This is a genomic window from Azospirillum fermentarium (assembly GCF_025961205.1).
Taxonomy (GTDB): domain Bacteria; phylum Pseudomonadota; class Alphaproteobacteria; order Azospirillales; family Azospirillaceae; genus Azospirillum; species Azospirillum fermentarium.
In genome coordinates this window covers 135,226-154,194 of sequence record NZ_JAOQNH010000004.1, presented here as the reverse complement: position 1 = coordinate 154,194, position 18,969 = coordinate 135,226, and the positions used below count along the sequence as shown (strand labels likewise).

Sequence of the window (18,969 nt, the reverse complement as noted above, 5' to 3'; positions counted from 1 at the left end):
CCCTACTCCGCCGTCCGCATCGCCGCCCGCCAGCCGGTGCCGAGGTCGAGCACGGCATGGATCAGGGTCAGGTGAAAGATCTCGACGAACCCGTATTCGCCGTTGTCCACATAGAAATTCACGTCCCCCAGCCGGCGCAGCGGGTTGGCGGGGGAAAAGCCGCTGAAAGTCACCACCCGGCATCCGCGCGCCCGGGCCGCCGCCACGGCCTTCAGGATATTGGCCGACGCCCCGGAACTGGACACCGCCATCAGCACATCGCCCCGGCGGGCGTGGAACTCCAGTTGGCGGGCGAAGACCTCGTCGTACCCATAATCGTTGCCCAGGCAGGTCAGGGCCGCGCCATCGGTCAAGGCCAGGGCCGGAAAGCCGCCGTTCTTGGAATAATCGATGGCCGCATGGCTGGCGATGCCGGCGGACCCGCCGTTGCCGATGAAGAAGACGCGGTTTTCCCCCGCCGCCAACCCGCCGAGCAGCCCGGCCACCCGGCCCATGCCGGCGGCCAGATCCAGCGCGTCCCCCGCGGCATCGGTCACCGCGGTCCGGCGCGGAAGGGCCGAGAGGGTGGCGAAGTAGGCATCGAGATCGCGCGCAGCGGGCGGAACGGTCATGGACGCGCCTACTTCAGGAGAGCCGTGATGAACTTGACCAGGGGGGCCTTTTCCACCGGGGTGCGGTGACCGACGATCCCCACCTTCAGCGCGCCGGCGGCGTTGCCGAGGAAGCCCACCAGCGGCATGGGCACGCCCGCCGCCACCATGGGGGCCGTCACGGCGAAGAAGGCGTCGCCCGCCCCCACCGTATCGACGATGGTGCTGGTCAGCGCCGGCACCCGGCAGGGGCCGCCGGCATCGGCCGCATCGAAACCGACGCAGCCATGCTTGCCCTGGGTCACGATCAGCCGGGGGCAGTCGATCACCGTCGGCAGCGTGCGCCCGGCGATGTCCGCCATGTCGGAAAACTTGTCGCGGGTGGCCAGCCGGGCTTCGTTGCTGTCGAGGCAGACGAAATCGGCGCGGGCGTATTTGTTGATCAGGTTGAAGCCGGTGTTGGCGCTGTTGGTCTGGGTGTTGACCGCCAGGAAACGGGCTTTGTCCTGCAGCACCTGCCGCGCGGTGCGGCTCAGCAGCCCATGGCCGAAATCGGTGACGACCACAAGATCGTAATCCCCGGCCCGCTCCCCCAGGATGCCGCACAGCGTGGCGTCCAGATGCTCGGGCATGGGGGAATCGTCCATGTGGTACACTTCGAACAGCTTGCGCAGGGAGTAGCTGTCGATGAAGCGCGCCTTGCGGGTGGTCGGCACCGTGTCCCGCCACAACGCCGTCAGGCCGACGTTGGGACGCAGATAATCGCGCACCAGCGCCTCGTGCCCGTCGGCTGCCCCCAGGCAGGTGATCACATCCACCTGGGCGCACAGGCCGGCGGCGTGGTTGGCGGCGGCGAACACGCCGCCGGCAAAGCGTTCCTGCTCCTGGAACAGGGTGGCGATCATGTTCTCCTTGGGTGATTTGCCCAAGGGGGAGACGTAGTTGTACTCATCGACGATGGCGTCGCCGACGAACAGCACGCGCATATGGCGCACCGCCTCCACCGCCGCCAGCAGGTCGTCGAGCGCCCCCCGGCTGCGCATCTCGTCCAGATAGCGCTGCAGCGAGGGATCATAGACGTTCAGATACTTGTTGATCAGCGTGGAGGAGCTGAAGGTCACGTCGTCGGTAAAGACGATGCGCCCGCCCCCGCTTTCCACCGCCTCGCGCTCGGGCGTGATCTTGCCGGTCACGTCGGCGCCGGCGTCGGCGTATTCCACACCCTTCACATAGACGTTGGGCGCCACCGACCGCAACAGCCCTTCGGCACTGGGCTGGTGGTTGACCGCAACCCAGTCCACATACTCCAGCGCCCCCAGCATTTCGGCGCGCAGATGTTCGGGAAACGCCGGACGCCCCGGCCCCTTGTTGACGAAGGCATCCGCGGTCAGGGTGACGATCAGCACCGACCCTTCCCGCCGCGCCGCTTCCAGGTGACGCACATGGCCCAGGTGCAGCAGGTCGAAGACGCCGTGGGCCATGACCACCGTCTTGCCCTCGGCCTTGGCACGGGCGGCGATGCCCGGCAGATCCTCCACCGACACGATCTTGCTGCGGGCCGGACGGACGGTCCGCTGCGGAAAAGGGGAAGCGGGATGAGAGGGAGAGGTCACGATGCCGGACGCCCCAGATACTTGAACCAGTCGGCGGTCGCCTCGGCGATGCCGTCGCGGGTCCACACCGGGGCTTCGCGCCAGTAATCGATGTGGTCCAGCATGATCCGCACGCCCTCTTCGAACGGCACCTGCGGCGCCCAGCCCAGGCGCTCGCGGATGCGGGCCGTGTCGGCCAGGGTGCAGTCGGGTTCCCCCGGCCGCTTGGGCAGGCGCACGGTCTCGGTAACGCCCAGCAGTTCGACCAGCCGGTTGACGCTTTGCGCCTGCCCGGTGCCGACGTTGTAGATCTCGCCCGACCGCTGGCTGCCGGCGGCCATGAGAAAGGCGCGCACCACGTCGGTGACAAAGGTGAAATCACGGGTCTGGGTGCCGTCGCCCACGATGGTCAGCGGCTTGCCGGCCAGACGCTGGGCCAGGAACACCCCGAACACCGCGCCATAGGTGCCGCTGGTCCGCGAGCGGGGGCCATAGACGTTGAACAGCCGCAGCGACAGGGTGGGCAGGCCATACACCCGTTCCCAATGCAGCGCGATCTGCTCCCCAAGCATCTTGGTCAGCGCATAGGGATAGCGGGGGTCGAAGGGGGTGTCTTCGGGCGTGGGAAACCGGTCGGGCAGGCCGTAGCACGACGAGGACGCGGTGTAGACGAACCGCTTCACGCCCGCCGCCTGCGCCGCCCGGCACACGGCATAGGTGCCGTCCACATTGGCGCGGAAGTACGCGTCGGGGTTCTGGATCGACGGCACGATATCGGCCATGGCGGCCAGATGAAACACCCGTTCCGCCCCGGCCAGCCCGGCGTCGGCCACGCCGGGGGCGGCGATGTCGCCCTCCACCACCTCCAATCCCGGCGGGTTGCCGAGAAAGGCCAGATTGGCCGGGCGTCCGGTGGAGAAATTGTCGATCACCCGCACACGGCGGCCGCGGGCAAGCAGGGCTTCGACCAGATGGCTGCCGATGAAGCCGGCGCCGCCGGTCACCACGTCCAGCCCGTTTCCGTGGCTGGCCTGCCCCTTATCGTCCACTGTCAATGCCCGTCTCCGCTTGCATGCGCCGGAGGCGGACTCTTAGCACGTCACTTCCGGGCGAGTGCAGTGGTTTCAACTCAGATCAGGACCGGACGGCGCCGGGCGACGATGGCCCGCAGATGCGCACGCACCTCGGCGATGACCGCCCCCCAGTCACCCAGCCGCGGCTGACGGTAAAGGCGCAGCGTGGGGTACCACGGCGAATCATGCCGCCCCAGCATCCAGCGCCAGTCGGGAACCAGGGGAAGCAGCGCCCACACCGGCTTGGCCATCGCTCCCGCCAGATGCACCACCGAGGTGTCCACCGAAATCACCATGTCCAGGTTCTCCAGAATGGCGGCGGTGTCGGCGAAGGTGGACAGGCGCTGACCCACATGGATCAGGTCCGGCCGCGCGGCCAGCACCTCGGCATCGCCGGGACGCATGTCGCGCTGGAGCGAGACGAACCGCACCCCCGTTTCCTGCAAAAGCCCGTCCAGGAGCGGCAGCGGCAGGGACCGGTTGTGGTCGTTCTTGTGCTGGGGATTTCCGGCCCAGACGATCCCCACCCGCGGGCTGCCGGCCACAGGCGGCGGCAGCACCGCGCGCCATTGCTCCACCAACTCCGGTTCGCTGCGGATATAGGGAACCGGAGCGGGAATGGTGGCGATCTCGGTACCGAAATGAAGCGGCAGGCTCATCAGGGGGGCCCAGAAATCCGCTTCCGGCAACGGATCGCCCTGCCCCACCACGTGGGACACCCCGATCGCGTTGCGCATCAGGCGGACCAGGGGCCCCTGACACGTCAGGATCATCCGCCCGCCCAGCTTTTCGATCAGTTGGCCATAGCGGGCGAAATGAATGACGTCACCGAAGCCCTGCTCGGTCACGGCCACCAGGGTCTTGCCCTGCAGGCTCTCCCCGTTCCAGCGGGGCCATTTCAGATCCCCTTTCAGGTCCAGCAGGTTTTCAGCGGTGTTGCGCCATTCGTACTCGCGGTAGCCTTCGCGCAGATCACCCAGGGTCAGCAGCGCCAATCCCAGATTCTTGCGGGCTTCCGCCTGATTGGGCCGCTCCTGCAACGCCCGGCGGTAGGAGGTGGCCGCCTCCCCGAACTGCGCCTGGTCCAACAACAGGTTCCCCAGATTGCACAACGCCGGCACATGGGTGGGAGAGCAGCGCAAAGCACGGCGGACCGCCACTTCGGAAGCCGCATTGTCCCGCTGCTCGCGCTCCAGGGAACTGAGGTTGGACCAGATATCCCCCTGGGCCGGATCAAGCGCCAGGGCGGTGTGAAACATGGTCTGCCCTTCGGCCATCCGCTCCAGCCGGCGCAGCACCACGCCTATGTTGCCACGGGCGGGGGCGAAGTCGGGAAAGGCCCGGATCACCCGCCGGAACGCCGCTTCCGCCGACACGAGATCGCCGGCGGAAAACGCGCTCAGGCCGGCTTGGAAATCGGGCGTGTTCAAGGGGTCGGGCGCGGCAGGGGGCATCGTCGAAAGCTCCAGCGGATCGGGCCGCACGGTATCGGGCCGATGGGGGCAAAGTCAATCGAGCCCACCGGGGCAGGCCGCAGCGCCCCAGGGCAACAAGACACTTTTGTACTCTTGTCTGGTTATGATCTATTACGCTCATGCTCGTGTCTCATCATATTCTGACCAGCGCCCTGGCCGACCATCAGGCCGGGCACCTGCACCGGGCGGCGGACGGTTACCGGAAGGCCCTGTCCATCGAACCCGCCAACCCGGACGCCCTGCACCTGCTGGGACTGACCGAACGCGGGGACGGCCGGCCGGGACAGGCGTTACGGCTGATGGAGCGGTCGCTGGTAACCCAGCCGGCTCTTTTCCCCGCCTGCTTCAATCTGGCCCGTCTGCATCACAGCTTGGGCCGGCTGGACGATGCCGAAGCCCTGCTGCGCCGGGCATGGGCGCTTTCACCATCGCGGGATCTGGCGGTGACGCTGGCCTCCGTGCGGCTGGAGCGGGGGCATGACGGGGCGGCTGAGCAGGCGGCACGCACGGCATTGATGCTGGAGCCGGCGGACAGCCGTATCCTCGGCACCATGGCGCTTGCCCTGAACCGCGCCGGCGCCGGGGATGACGTGGTTCTGTGCACCTACGCCCGCGCGTGCCGCGCCGCCCCGGACCAGGGGGACATCTGGCTCAACCGGGCCGCCGCCCTGCTGGCCCGTGGACAGGCCGAGGGAGCGCGGCGCAGCGCCGCCATGGCCCGCGTGCTGCTGCCCGGCGATGCCGGAGCGCTGATCAATCACGCCAACGCGCTCCAGACCCTTGGCCGGCTGGAGGAAGCCTTCACCGTTTATGAAGCGGCGCAGGCCGCCGACCCGCTGCGGGGGGAGGCCCGCATGGGGCTGGCCAACACCCTGTCCCGGCTGGTGCCCCAGTGGCACGCGCCGATGATGAACGACGCCGTGCGCAACGATGCGTACGAGGCGGCCCTGCGCCGGGCCGTCGGCCCGGACACCCATGTGCTGGAGATCGGCACCGGGGCCGGGCTTCTGGCGCTGATGGCGGCGGCGGCGGGGGCCAGGCGTGTCACCACCTGCGAGATGGTGGCGCCGGTCGCCGCCGCCGCCCGTGATATCGTCGCGGCCAACGGGCTGGCGGACCGTATCACCGTCATCCCCCGCCGGTCCGATGCCCTCGATGCCGACTCGGACCTGGGCGGACGGGCCGATGTTCTGGTGTCGGAGATCCTTTCCAGCGAGCTGCTGTCCGAAGGGGTTCTGCCCAGCCTGGAGGACGCCCAGGCCCGGCTGCTGAAACCGGGCGGCACGGTGATCCCCCGCGCCGGGGCGCTGCGGTGCGCCCTGGTGGGGGGGCGTTTCCTGGAGGATCACTTCGAGACGGCGGCCATCAAGGGGTTCGACGTCCGCCGTTTCCGCCGGCTGGTGGCGCGCCGGGCCTATATGCAGGCCGGTGCCGCGGACTGTACCCGGCTGTCGGCGGTCTTCGAGCCGTTCCATTTCGACCTGACGGGCCGCACCCGGACCGTGCCGGAACAGCGCCGCGTGGCGGTGCCGGTCACCGCCGGCGGGCGGTGTCTGGGGGTGCTGCAGTGGATCCGCCTCGAGATGGACGCCCACACCCTGTTCGAGAACGATCCCGCCGACCGCCAGCCCGTGTCCGGGTGGCAGCCGGTGATCTACCTGTTCGACGCGCCGGTGACGGTTCGGACCGGACAGACGGTGATGCTGCAGGCGTGGCACAACCGCAACCAGCCTTGGTTCATGCTGGACGGGGTGACCCAGGCACGGTGACGGCGGCTTGCCTGACGCGCACCGTCCTATGATAAAGCATGGCTCTCGCAACGCCCTCTTGCCGCCGGAGCGCCATGTCTCTTCCCTGGCACGACCATGCCGACGCCCTGCCGCCGCCCCGGACGCTGGCCGATGTGGCCGCCCGTCTGCGCGCCCGGGCGGTGCTGATGTCCCACACCGCCGGCACCCCCCATCTGGGGTCGTGCCTGTCGTGCGCCGACATCGTTGCCGCCGCCTATTGGCGGGTGCTGCGTCTGGACCCGCAGCGGCCCGAAGCCCCGGAACGCGACCGCTTCATCCTGTCCAAGGGGCACGCGGCGGTGACGCTCTACGCCGCCCTGGCCCACCGCGGCTTCTTCCCCGCCAGCCGGCTGGCCACCTACAACGGCAACGGCGATGCGCTGGCCGAGCACCCCGGCCCCGGCTGCGCGCCGGGGGTGGAGGCGGCCACCGGCTCGCTGGGCCATGGACTGCCCATGGCGCTCGGCATGGCGCTGGCCGGGCGCATCCAGGGGCGGAACCACCGGGTCTACGCCCTGCTGTCCGACGGCGAATGCAACGAGGGATCGGTGTGGGAGGCGGCCATGCTGGCCCCGGCCCAGCGGCTGGGCAACGTCTGCGTCATCGTCGATTACAACAAGTGGCAGGCCACGGGCCGCAGCGACGAAACGCTGGCGCTGGCCCCCTTGCGCGACAAATGGGCCTCCTTCGGCTGGTCCGCCCACGAGGTGGACGGCCACGATCCCGACGCCCTGGCCGCCCTGATGGACCGGCTTCCCGACGGGTCCGGGCGGCCCGTGGCGCTGATCGCCCACACGGTCAAGGGCAAGGGCGTCAGTTTCATGGAAGACGACAACAACTGGCACTACCGCATTCCCAAGGCCGAGGAGGCCGCCGCCGCCCTGAAAGAGTTGGGGCAGGAAGCGATGCTGGCGGCCACCCCCATGGTGCGGGCATGAGAAACGCATTCGCCGACGAGATAACCCGGCTGGCCGGCGCCGACCCCCGCGTCGTCCTGCTGTCGGGCGACATCGGCAACCGGCTGTTCGACCCGTACAAGGCCGCGGCCCCCGAACGCTTCTTCAACGCCGGGGTGGCCGAGGCCAACATGATCGGCATGGCCGCCGGCATGGCGCTGTCGGGGCTGCGGCCCGTGGCCTACACCATCACCCCCTTCATCACCACCCGCTGCCTGGAGCAGATCCGCGTCGATGTCTGCTACCACCGGGCGCCGGTGGTGATCGTCGGCGTCGGTTCGGGGCTTGGCTATGCCTCGCTGGGGGCCACGCACCATTCGTGCGAGGACATGGCCTTTCTCCGCGCCCTGCCCGGCATGACCGTCATCGCTCCCGCCGACGCGTGGGAGGTGCGCGCCGCCCTGCGCGCCGCCCTGGCCCACGATGGCCCGGTCTATCTGCGCATCGGCAAGAAGGGTGAGCCGCAGGTGCACACCGGCGTGCCGACGGATTTCGCCATCGGCCGCGGGCTGGTGGTGGACGAGGGGGACGGCATCTGCCTGCTGGCCGCCGGCACCATCCTGCCGGTGGCGCGGGATACCGCCGCCCTTCTGCGGGACCAGGGTTTTTCCGTGCGGCTGGTCAGCCTGCACACCGTCAAGCCGCTGGACACGGCCCTGCTGGAAGACAGCTTCGCCCGCTTCCGCGCGGTGGCGACGGTGGAGGAGCATTCGTTGATCGGCGGGCTGGGCGGGGCGGTGGCCGAGTGGCTGGCCGACCGCGATCCCCTGACGGCACCGCCGGTGCGCGCCCGGCTGGCCCGGTTCGGTACCCGTGACGAATTCCTCCACACCGCCGGGAAACAGGGCTACGCCCGCGCCCATTTCGGCCTGACGGCGGACGCCATCGCCGGACGTCTCGCCGCGCTGGCCGCCGTCTGACACAGAAGGATCGCGAACCCCATGAAAACCCTTGCCGCCATCCTGGTGGAAACCGGGCGCCCGCTGGAACTGGTGGAACTGGGGCTGCCGGCCCTGCGCCCCGGCCAGGTTCTGGTCGAGCTGGCCTTCAGCGGCGTGTGCCACACCCAGATTCTGGAAGCCCGCGGCCACCGCGGCCCCGACCGCTTTCTGCCTCACTGCCTGGGGCACGAAGGCAGCGGAACCGTGCTGGAGACCGGCCCCGGCGTCACCAAGACCAAGCCCGGCGACCAGGTGGTTCTGTCGTGGCTGAAGGGATCGGGGGCCACCGTGGTGGGCACCCGGTACGATTGGGCCGGACGGGCGGTGAACGCCGGGCCGGTCACCACGTTCCAGCGCCACGCGGTGGTCAGCGACAGCCGCCTGACGGTGCTGCCCGACGGCTTTCCCCTGGCCACCGCGGCCCTGGTGGGCTGCGCCGTGCCCACCGGCGTGGGCGTGGTGTTCAACACCGCCGCGGCACGGCCGGGGCAGAGCATCGCCGTGTTCGGGGCCGGCGGCGTCGGGCTGTGCGCCATCGCCGCGGCGCGGGCCGTCGGCTGTGACCCCATCATCGCCGTGGACATCCTGCCGGCCAAGCTGGACATCGCCCGCACCATGGGCGCCACCCATGGGATTGACGCATCGTCGGGCGACGTGGTGGCAGCCATCAAGGCGCTCTGCCCCGCCGGCCTCGACATCGCCATCGAATCCAGCGGCCGTCCACCGGTCATGGCGCAATCCCTGGCGGCCGTGCGGGCTCAGGGCGGGCTGGCAGCCGTGGTGGGCAACGCCCATGCCGGCGAGACCCTGACCATCGACCCCCAATGGCTGAACCAGGGCAAACGCCTGCTGGGCACCTGGGGCGGCGACAGCGACCCCGACCGGGATTACGCCCGCTATTGCCGCCTGCTGAGTGCCGGCAAGATCGACATAGCCCCGCTTCTGTCCGCCCCCTATCCGCTGGAGCGGATCAATGAGGCCCTGGATGACCTCGAATCGGGCCGCGCCGCCCGGCCCCTGATCGCCATGGGCCCGGCCTGATACGGGAAGCCTCCGGCTTGCGGGCAGAAAAAAAGGCCGCTTTGGGAAAAGCGGCCTTTGAAGTTGATAGCCAACAAGCCGGAAATCCGGCCATGCAGTGTAATATGGTTTTGCCAAATTATTAAAACGAGAGTTTTGATTTTCAGGCGTGTAATGCAAAAAAGCTGGCTGGAGGCCGGCCCGCTCCACCCCAGCGGGTCATTCCCACCCAGCCCGGCTGCCCGCTCCACCGCTCTGGCCCGTGCCACCTGTACCCATGGCCAAGCACAGCGGCAGGCTGTGTCCCCCACAGAGCAGGATCCGCTCCCCACAGGACCAAGCCCCCATCGCCACGTTCGCACGAAACTTACCCGTGCACGGACATGAATGGGCTTTGGTGCCGACTCCGCCCGCTCCGTTCCGCCATGGGAGCATGGGATCACGAGGGCGAGAACGGCGGCTTGCCGCTTTCTCGGGCGCCGTTGTACGGTTCGCGATCCACCACAATCGCCATTCCCTTCCTTCCTGGCGGTGGTGGGCCTCTCCGATGAGCTGGACACAGGACTCCTCCATGACGCCGGCCGACCTGCTCTCGCTTCAGGCCCGCCACCATCACGACGCGGGGCGGCTGGCCGAGGCGGAAACCCTTTATCTTCGGTCGCTGGCTCACGATCCCTTCCACCATGACGCCTTGCATGGGTTGGGTCTGCTTCACCACGCCACGGAACGTGAACGCACCGCCACCGCCTTGATCGGGCGGGCCATCGCCCTGTCCCCTCTCACCGCCCATTACTACCGCGATCTGGCTGTCGGCCTGATGAAGCTCGGGCGCCTGGCCACTATGGCCGCGGCCTGCCGCATCGCCACCATGCTGGCCCCCGGCGATCGCAATGGTTGGACGATGCTGGGAATGGCGTTGAGCTTGTCCCCGTGCGATACACCGGCGACGGTCACGGTATTGCGCCGTGCCATCCTGTCGGGTGCGGGCACCGTTCCCGTGCTGATGAAGCTGGGGGAAACCGCAAGGCTGGCCGGGCGCAAAACCTTGGCGGTGGCCGCGTACCGCATGGCCGCCGCCTTGTCGCCCCAGGACATCTACCTGCTCTACAATCTGGGAACGGTACGGAAGGAAGCGGGAGAGCCAAGGGAAGCGATCGCCGCCTTCCGCCAAGCCATCCGCATCGATCCATCGTTCGGTCACGCGTTTTACGGGGCCGGGGATTGCCTGATCCGTCTGGAGCAGGCGGATGAGGCCGCCGGCATCCTGCGGCAATCGGCAGCGCTGGACCCTGCCCGCTTCGATACCCTGTCCGGTCTGGCACGGATCAACGAGATCGAAAACGACAACACGGCAGCCGAACGGTGGTTCCGGCGGGCCGCCGTGGTCAACCCCGGCGATGCCGTCGCCCACTTCAACCACGGCATCGTCCTGGAGCGCCTGAACCGGCAGGGAGACGCCGCGGATGTTTATGACAAGGCGCTGGAAGCCGACCCCAACCTGGGGGGCGCGCACGAGAAGTTCATCTTCAAACTCAACATCGCCCGGTGGCGGGATTATGAACGGGATGTGGAGCGTGCCCGCCGTTTCGTTCGCGAGCGGGGGGGAAAGGTGTTGCCCATCCCCTTCACCTATATCCCATCGACACCGGCCGAACAGTTGCTGTGCGCACGGCGGGTCTCAGCCGATGCCGTTCCCGCCGGCGCTGCGGACTGGCGCCATCGGTTCCGCCGCCCGGCCGGCGAGCCGGACAAGCCGATCCTGACCATCGGATACCTGTCGGGGGATTTCCGCGATCATGCCGTCGCCTATCTCGTGACCGGGCTTTTGGAAGAACACGACCGCACACGCTTCCGTATCCTGGGGTATTCCACGAGCCCCGACGGTCACGGCCAACCCATCCGCCGACGGATCGAGGCCGCCGTCGATGGCATGAGGTGCTTGCACGATCTCACCTCCACCGAGGCGGCTGAGCGGATTCACGCTGATGGGGTCGATATTCTGGTCGATCTCTCGGGCCATACCCGGTACGCCCGCATCGATGTCCTGGCTCTGCGTCCGGCTCCCATACAGGTCAATTACCTGGGGTATCCCGGCACGCTGGGAGCCGACTTCATGGACTACATCGTCGTCGATGCCTTCACCGTGCCGGCTGCCCAGCAACCATTCTATACGGAACGGCTGGTCCACCTGCCCCATGTCTATCAGGTGAACGATCACAGGAAAATGGCCGCCCTGCCACGGGCCAGAGCGGAATACGGCCTGCCCGATGATGGCCTCGTGTTCTGCTGCTTCAATCATACCGCCAAGATTACGCCTGGCGTGTTCGGCATCTGGATGCGGTTGCTGCGCGCCGTCCCCGGTTCCGTTCTCTGGCTGCTGATTTACAACCAGGAAGCCCTCGCCGGACTGCGGCGGGAGGCGGCGGCCCACGGTGTCGATCCCAACCGCCTGGTTCCCGCTCCGATCATTCCGCAAGCCCAGCATCTGGCCCGTTACGCCGTGGCGAACCTGTTCCTCGACACATTTCCCTACACGGCCCACACAACCGGCAGCGATGCCTTGTGGATGGGATGCCCCCTTGTCACCCGTACGGGGGAAACATTCCCGTCACGCGTGGCCGGCAGCCTGCTCCATGCTTTCGGTGTTCCCGAACTGGTGACGGACACCGCAGCGGCCTATGAGGCTCTTGCCCTTGAGCTTGCCCGTAGCCGGACCCGTCTGGCTGGGCTGCGCAGCCTGTTGCTGGACCGTCGCGCGACAACGCCCGCCTATGATACGCCCCGGTTTGCCCGGCATTTGGAGCAGGCGTTCGAAACCATGTGGATGCTGCACCGCACTGGCCAGCCCTCACGCCCGATCCAGGTGATGCCGGTTCAGCCGGCGGACGTCTGACCGCCTTTTGCTTTCCCCGATTTACGCCTTCTCTTTTCCATACGAACGATATGGAGAGATAGGCTGCGTGCGCCCGGGTTTCAGAACAGCACCCCATGCACAAAGAAAAAGGGGGTGGCCCGAAGGCCACCCCCCAATTCCCATTCCAGACCGCGCAGCCTTAGCTGATGCGGGTGCTAGTGGTGATAACACTGTCGAAGACACCCAACAGGGCGAAGTCAGACGCATCGACACCGTTGCCGTTGGCGTCCTTGACGAAGAAGACACCGGTGTTGGTGCTGTCGTTGAGGACCAGGATACCGCCGTTGGCCGCACCCCACGTACCCCACGTCGGGACGCCGTTGGACGTGAGGTCATTCGCCAAGCCAGCCGTGTCCAGGGTCGTTCCACCCAGGCTGGTGGTGATACCGGTGGTGATGATCGCCAGTTCGTTCGTACCCCAGTTGATGGAGCTGACCGAGCTGATGCTGGAATACGTCTGCCGACCACTCAGAGTGTCATTGCCATTCCCCACCGAAGACACCAGCGAAGAGAACAGGTGGATGCTATCCGACGCGGAGAAGCTGGAAATCCGGTCGAAGCCGGTGGTACCGCCCAGAGTCGCACCGTCGCTGGTCGCACCGAACTGCACTATATCGGTGCCGCTGCCGAGCGTGATCACATCCATGCCACCCTTACCCCAGAAGGTGACATTGGTCGAGCCGGTGAAGACGATCACATCGGTGTTGGCACCACCCGTCAGGCTTTCGATACCGGTCACCGATATCGTGTTCCCGACGTCAGTCAGGGTGATGGCATCCGTCCCGGTGCCGCCGGTCAGATCTTCGATACCGATCACGGTCATGGTCGAAGCAATGTTCGACAGCGTGATCACGTCGGTGTTGGCCGAACCCGTCAGGGTTTCGATACCGGACACGAACGTGGTGTTGCCCACGATGGTAGCATCGGTCGTCAGGGTCACGACGTCGGTGACCACACCACCCGTGAGGGTTTCGAGACCACGGACGAACAGGGTCGAGCCCGTGTTCGACAGCGTGATCACGTCGGTGTTGGCCGAGCCCACCAGGGTTTCGATACCGGACACGAACGTGGTGTTGCCGGTATTGCCCAGCGTAACCAGATCCGTGGTCGTGCTACCCGTCAGGGTTTCGAGACGGGAAACCGTGATGGTGTTACCGGCGTTGCTCAGGGTGACGATATCGGTCCCGGTGCCGCCGGTCAGAGCCTCGATGCTGCTCACGAACAGGGTCGAGCCGGTGTTCGCCAGCGTGATCACATCGGTGTTGGCCGAACCCGTCAGGATTTCGATACCGGACACGAACGTGGTGTTACCCACGAAGGTGGCATCGGTCGCCAGCACGATCGCATCGGTGTTCACACCACCCGTGAGGGTTTCGATGCCGCGGACGGTCAGGGTCGAACCCACGTTCGCCAGCGTGATCACATCGGTGTTGGCCGAACCCACCAGGGTTTCGAGACCGGACACGAACGTGGTGTTGCCCACGAAGGTGGCAGTCGTCCCCAGAGTGATCAGGTCGGTGTTCACGCTGCCCGTGAGGGTTTCGAGACCACTCACCAGCGTCGTGTTGCCCTGGTTGCCCAGGGTGACCACGTCGGTGTTGCCGCCGCCCGCCAGGGTTTCCAGAGCACGCACCAGGATGGTGTTGCCGACGTTACTCAGGATGATGGCGTCGGTGTTCGCACCACCCAGCAGGGTTTCGACACCCGACACGAAGGTCGTGCTGCCGTTATCCAGCAGGGTGATGAAATCGGAGCCCGTGCCACCCGTCAGGCTTTCAAGGCCATACACGGACATCGTGTTAGCAGCATTCGCCAGCGTGATCACGTCGGTGTTGGCCGAACCCACCAGGGTTTCGATACCGGACACGAACGTGGTGTTGCCCACGAGGGTGGCAGTCGTCCCCAGAGTGATCAGGTCGGTGTTCACACTGCCCGTCAGGGTTTCGATGCCAGCCATGGTCGTCGTGTTGCCCTGATTGCCCAGGGTGATCACGTCGGTATTCACACTACCCGTCAGGGTTTCCAGGCCGCGCACCAACGTGGTGTTGCCGGTGTTGCCCAGGGTGATCACGTCGGTGCCCGTGCCGCCCAGCAGGGTTTCCAGCCTAGCCACAAAGGTGGTGTTGCCGGCGTTGGAGAGGCTGATGAAATCGGAGCCCGTGCCACCCGTCAGGGTTTCCAGCGCCGACACGAACGTGGTGCTGCCGGCGTTGCCCAGCGTGATCACGTCGGTGTTCGCACCACCCGTCAGGGTTTCCAGCGCCACGGCCTGAACCGTGTTGCCGGCATCCAGCAGGGTGATCACGTCGGTGTTCACACCGCCCGTCAGGGTTTCGACGTTGCCGGAAATCGACATGGTGCTGCCGGCGTTGCCCAGGCTCACCACGTCGGTGTTAACCGAAGCGAACAGGCTTTCGATGCCGCTGACCGCCACCGTCGAGCCCGCGTTGCCCAGCGTGATCACGTCGGTGTTCAGGCTGCCCAGCAGGGTTTCGACACTGAAGATGGTCGTCGTGTTGCCCTGGTTGCCCAGAGAAACCACGTCGGTGCCCGTGCCGCCCGACAGGGTTTCCAGAGCACGCACCAGGATGGTGTTGCCGCTGTTGCCCAGGGCGATCACGTCGGTGTTCGCGCCACCCAGCAGGGTTTCGATGCCCGACACGAAGGTCGTGCTGCCATCGGCATTCAGGGTGATGAAGTCAGCACCCGTGCCGCCGGTGATGGTTTCCAGCGAGCCGACGAACGTGGTGTTGCCGGCGTTGCCCAGCGTGATCACGTCGGTGTTGCCGCCGCCCGTCAGGGTTTCCAGCGCCACAACCACGGTCGTGTTGCCGTTGGTCCCCAGGGTGATCGCGTCGGTGTTGACCGAACCCGTCAGGGTTTCGATGGAGGACATGAACGTCGTGTTGCCCTGGTTGCCCAGAGAAACCACGTCATTGCCCGTGCCGCCCATCAGGCTTTCCAGAGCACGCACCAGGATGGTGTTGCCATTGTTGCCCAGAGTGATCAGGTCGGTGCCCGTGTTACCCAGCAGGGTATCGACACCGCTGATGAACATCGTCGAGCCCGCGTTGGTCAGCGTGACGAAATCGGCGCCCGTGCCGCCCGTCAGGCTCTCGATGCTCGTGACCAGGATCGTGTTACCGCTGTTGGCCAGCGTGATCACGTCGGTGTTCGCGCCGCCCGTCAGGGTTTCCAGCGCCGACACGAACGTGGTCGAACCGTTGTTGTCCAGCGTGATCACGTCGGTGTTGACCGAACCCGTCAGGGTTTCCAGCGCCGACACGAACATGGTGGTACCGGCGGCAGTCAGCGTCACCACATCGGTGTTGGCCGAACCCGACAGGGTTTCCAGACCGCTGACCGCAACGGTCGAGCCGGCGCCACCCAGGGTGATCACGTCGGTGTTCAGCGAACCGGTGAGGACTTCCACCGACTGGATGGTCGTGGTGTTGCCCTGGTTGCCCAGCAGAACCACATCGGTGCCCGTGCCGCCCGTCAGGGTTTCCAGAGCACGCACCAGGATGGTGTTGCCGCTGTTGCCCAGGGTGATCACGTCGGTGTTCGCGCTGCCCAGCAGAGTTTCCACGCGGGAAATCTGCACGGTGTTACCAACATTGCTCAGCGTGATGAAGTCGGCACCCGTGCCGCCGGTGATGGTTTCCACCGACTGAACGAACGTGGTCGAACCGGCATTGCCCAGCGTGATCACGTCGGTGTTCGCACCACCCGTCAGGGTTTCCAGCGCCACGACCAGGGTCGTGTTGCCGTTGGTCCCCAGGGTGATCACGTCGGTGTTCAACGAACCGGTGATGGTTTCCACCGACTGCACGAACGTGGTGTTGCCCTGGTTGCCCAGCAGCAGCGCATCGTTGCCCGTGCCACCATTGAGGGTTTCCAGACCGCGCACCAGGATGGTGTTGCCGCTGTTGCCCAGGGTGATCACATCGGTGTTCACGCCACCCAGCAGGGTATCAACACCGCTGACGAACGTCGTCGAGCCCGTGTTGCTCAGCGTGATGAAGTCGGCACCCGTGCCGCCGGTGATGGTTTCCAGACCCGACGCGAAGGTGGTCGAGCCGGCGTTGCCCAGGGTGATCACATCGGTGTTCGCACCACCCGTCAGGGTTTCCAGACCCGACACGAAGGTGGTCGAACCGGTGTTGTCCAGGGTGATGATGTCGGTGTTGACCGAACCCGTCAGGGTTTCCAGCGACGACACGAACACGGTGTTGCCACCGGCACCCAGCGCCACGACGTCGGTGTTGGCCGAGCCCGCCACGGTTTCGAGAGCCGAAACCGACAGGGTGTTGCCGTTGGCCCCCAGGGTGATCACGTCGGTGTTCAGCGAACCAACGATGGTTTCCAGCGACGACACGAACGTGGTGTTGCCCTGGTTGCCCAGCAGGATCAGGTCCGTGCCCGTGCCACCGTTCAGGGTTTCCAGACCGCGCACCAGGACGGTGTTGCCGGCGTTGCCCAGGGTGATCACGTCGGTGTTCGCGCTACCCAGCAGGGTATCGACCGACGACACGAACATGGTCGTGCCAGCGTTGCTGATGATCACGAAATCAGCAGCCGCGCCACCGGTGACGGTTTCAACACCCGACACGACGAAGGTGGTACCGGCATTGCCCAGGGACACAACGTCGGTGTTCGCCGAACCCGTCAGGGTTTCGATGGCCGAAACGGTGACGGTGTTGCCGTTGTTGCCCAGGGTGATCACGTCGGTGTTCAGCGAACCGACGATGGTTTCCACCGACTGGACGGTCGTGGTGTTGCCGCGGTTGCCCAGCAGAACCAGATCGCTGCCCGTGCCGCCCGTCAGGGTTTCCAGGCTGCGGACCAGAACGGTGTTACCGGCGTTGCCCAGGGTGATGGCATCGGTGTTCGCGCCGCCCAGCAGGGTTTCGACACCCGACACGAAGGTGGTCGAACCGGCGTTGGTCAGGGTGATGAAGTCGGCACCCGTGCCACCGCTGATGGTTTCCAGACCCGACACGAAGGTGGTCGAGCCGGCGTTGCCCAGGGTGATGACATCGGTGTTCGCGCCACCGGTCAGGGTTTCCAGAGCCGACACAACCATCGTGGTACCGGCATCGGTGTTGATCACCACGATGTCGTTGCCGGTGCCGCCGGTGATGGTCTCGATGGCCGAAACCAGCACGCTGTTGCCGGTGTTGCCCAGGGTGATGGCATCGGTGTTCGCGCCACCGGTCAGGGTTTCAACACCCGAAATCACCGTGGTCGAGCCAGCGCCGCCCAGGATGATGACGTCGGTGTTCAGCGAACCGAAGACGGTATCCAGGCCCTGGATGGTCGTGGTGTTGCCACGGTTGCCGAGCAGGACCACATCGGTGCCCCGGCCGCCGCTGATGGTTTCCAGGGCCGCTGCGATGATGGTCGAGCCGGCGTTGCCCAGGGTGATGACGTCGGTGTTCACGCCACCCAGCAGGGTGTCGATGCCAACGGCAAAGGTGGTGTTGCCGGCATTGTCCAGGTTGACGAAGGTGCGGCCGGCACCGGTCAGGGTGTCGATGCCGCTCACCAGGACCGTCGTGTTGCTGATGGTCACGACGTCGGTGTTCGCACCGCCGGTGAGGGTTTCAACCGCCGAGATCACCGTGGTGTTGCCGGAGTTGCCCAGGGTGATGACGTCGGTGTTCAGCGAACCCGCCAGAGTCTCAATACCCGACAGAACCGTGGTGTTGCCCAGATTGCCGAGCAGGACCACATCGGTGTTCAGGCCACCCGTCAGGGTCTCGACGCCACGCAGGATCGTGGTGTTGCCGGCATTGCCCAGGGTGATGACGTCGGTGTTCAGCGAGCCCAGCAGGGTTTCCACGCCGCTCACGGTCGTGGTGTTGCCGCGGTTGCCCAGGAGCACGAAGTCCGCGCCGGCACTGCCGGTCAGGGTTTCCAGGCTGCGAACGGTGATGACGTTGGTCGCCGCCGATTCGTTGGTCAGCGTGACGACATCGGTGTTGTCGCCGCCCAGCAGGGTATCAACACCCGACACCGTGACCGTCAGGCCCGCGTTGGTGATGGTGATGAAGTCGCTGCCCGTGCCGCCGAGGATGGTTTCGACGCCCGAAACCACGGTGGTGTTGCCGCGGTTGCCCAGCAGGATCTTGTCCCGGCCCGTGCCACCCGTCAGGGTTTCGACGTCGCGGATGACGATCGTGTTGCCGTTGTCGCCCAGGGTGATGACATCGGTGTTCAGCGATGCCAGCAGGGTTTCCACGCCGCTCACGGTCGTGGTGTTGCCCAGGTTGCCCAGGAGGACGAAATCGCCGCCCGTGCCGCCGGTCAGGGTTTCCACCCAGCGGACGAGCGAGGTGTTGCCAGCGTTGCCCAGGGTCACCACATCGGTACCAGTGCCACCCAGCAGGGTCGCAACCTGGGACGCGGTGATGGTCGAACCGGCGTTGTCGAGAACCGCGAAGCCGCCGGCGTTGAAGCCAGACACGGTATCGATGTTCGACAGAACGGTCGGGGCCCCCGCGGTGTTCGAAAGAACCACCACGTCGGTGTTCAGAGAACCGGTCAGCGTATCGACATTCTGAACGAACGACGTATTACCGGCATTACCCAGGGTAATAACGTCCGTACTAGAAC

General features: G+C 66.4%; 10 protein-coding genes. 5 read left to right on the top strand and 5 right to left on the bottom strand.

Annotated elements, in window-relative coordinates; genetic code table 11:
- Positions 1-2: 2 nt before the first annotated feature.
- The 4 genes from M2352_RS26195 to M2352_RS26180 all read right to left on the bottom strand — a co-directional run bounded on the left by M2352_RS26195 (position 3) and on the right by M2352_RS26180 (position 4,709).
- Complete coding sequence (locus M2352_RS26195; protein ID WP_264667470.1) at positions 3-611, bottom strand: D-sedoheptulose-7-phosphate isomerase; 609 nt, start codon at positions 609-611, stop codon at positions 3-5.
- A gap of 8 nt (positions 612-619) precedes the next feature.
- Positions 620-2,203 (bottom strand): PfkB family carbohydrate kinase, encoded by a 1,584-nt coding sequence (locus M2352_RS26190; RefSeq protein WP_264667469.1) that lies wholly within the window; start codon positions 2,201-2,203, stop codon positions 620-622.
- Positions 2,200-3,231 carry an SDR family oxidoreductase gene (locus M2352_RS26185; RefSeq protein WP_264667523.1) on the bottom strand — a complete coding sequence of 344 codons (1,032 nt, stop codon included), beginning with the start codon at positions 3,229-3,231 and terminating at the stop codon, positions 2,200-2,202. Before M2352_RS26185 ends, M2352_RS26190 begins: the two co-directional genes overlap by 4 nt.
- A gap of 80 nt (positions 3,232-3,311) precedes the next feature.
- Positions 3,312-4,709 (bottom strand): tetratricopeptide repeat-containing glycosyltransferase family protein, encoded by a 1,398-nt coding sequence (locus M2352_RS26180; protein ID WP_264667468.1) that lies wholly within the window; start codon positions 4,707-4,709, stop codon positions 3,312-3,314.
- A gap of 140 nt (positions 4,710-4,849) precedes the next feature.
- On the opposite strand from M2352_RS26180, the gene M2352_RS26175 reads away from it, so the two are divergent.
- The 5 genes from M2352_RS26175 (at position 4,850) to M2352_RS26155 (ending at position 12,330) form a co-directional block, all read left to right on the top strand.
- Complete coding sequence (locus tag M2352_RS26175; RefSeq protein ID WP_264667467.1) at positions 4,850-6,499, top strand: tetratricopeptide repeat protein; 1,650 nt, start codon at positions 4,850-4,852, stop codon at positions 6,497-6,499.
- Positions 6,500-6,573: 74 nt separating this feature from the next.
- Positions 6,574-7,458, top strand: a complete 885-nt coding sequence (locus tag M2352_RS26170; protein WP_264667466.1) for a transketolase — start codon at positions 6,574-6,576, stop codon at positions 7,456-7,458.
- Complete coding sequence (locus M2352_RS26165) at positions 7,455-8,396, top strand: transketolase family protein (RefSeq protein ID WP_264667465.1); 942 nt, start codon at positions 7,455-7,457, stop codon at positions 8,394-8,396. Before M2352_RS26170 ends, M2352_RS26165 begins: the two co-directional genes overlap by 4 nt.
- Positions 8,397-8,417: 21 nt before the next feature.
- Positions 8,418-9,458, top strand: coding sequence for a zinc-binding dehydrogenase (locus tag M2352_RS26160; protein ID WP_264667464.1), 1,041 nt, complete (start codon positions 8,418-8,420; stop codon positions 9,456-9,458).
- 550 nt (positions 9,459-10,008) lie between these two features.
- Positions 10,009-12,330 (top strand): tetratricopeptide repeat protein, encoded by a 2,322-nt coding sequence (locus M2352_RS26155; protein ID WP_264667463.1) that lies wholly within the window; start codon positions 10,009-10,011, stop codon positions 12,328-12,330.
- 160 nt (positions 12,331-12,490) lie between these two features.
- Here the strand turns inward: M2352_RS26155 and M2352_RS26150 are convergent, their stop codons facing one another.
- Complete coding sequence (locus tag M2352_RS26150) at positions 12,491-18,877, bottom strand: calcium-binding protein (RefSeq protein WP_264667462.1); 6,387 nt, start codon at positions 18,875-18,877, stop codon at positions 12,491-12,493.
- Between the last annotated feature and the right edge of the window lie 92 nt (positions 18,878-18,969).

What these genes read in the sequence shown, in the direction of transcription:
- M2352_RS26195 (WP_264667470.1), bottom strand. Translation starts at nt 611, where the DNA reads ATGACCGTTCCGCCCGCTGCGCGCGATCTCGATGCCTACTTCGCCACC.
- M2352_RS26180 (WP_264667468.1), bottom strand. Translation starts at nt 4,709, where the DNA reads ATGCCCCCTGCCGCGCCCGACCCCTTGAACACGCCCGATTTCCAAGCC.
- M2352_RS26175 (WP_264667467.1), top strand. Translation starts at nt 4,850, where the DNA reads ATGCTCGTGTCTCATCATATTCTGACCAGCGCCCTGGCCGACCATCAG.
- M2352_RS26170 (WP_264667466.1), top strand. Translation starts at nt 6,574, where the DNA reads ATGTCTCTTCCCTGGCACGACCATGCCGACGCCCTGCCGCCGCCCCGG.
- M2352_RS26165 (WP_264667465.1), top strand. Translation starts at nt 7,455, where the DNA reads ATGAGAAACGCATTCGCCGACGAGATAACCCGGCTGGCCGGCGCCGAC.
- M2352_RS26160 (WP_264667464.1), top strand. Translation starts at nt 8,418, where the DNA reads ATGAAAACCCTTGCCGCCATCCTGGTGGAAACCGGGCGCCCGCTGGAA.
- M2352_RS26155 (WP_264667463.1), top strand. Translation starts at nt 10,009, where the DNA reads ATGACGCCGGCCGACCTGCTCTCGCTTCAGGCCCGCCACCATCACGAC.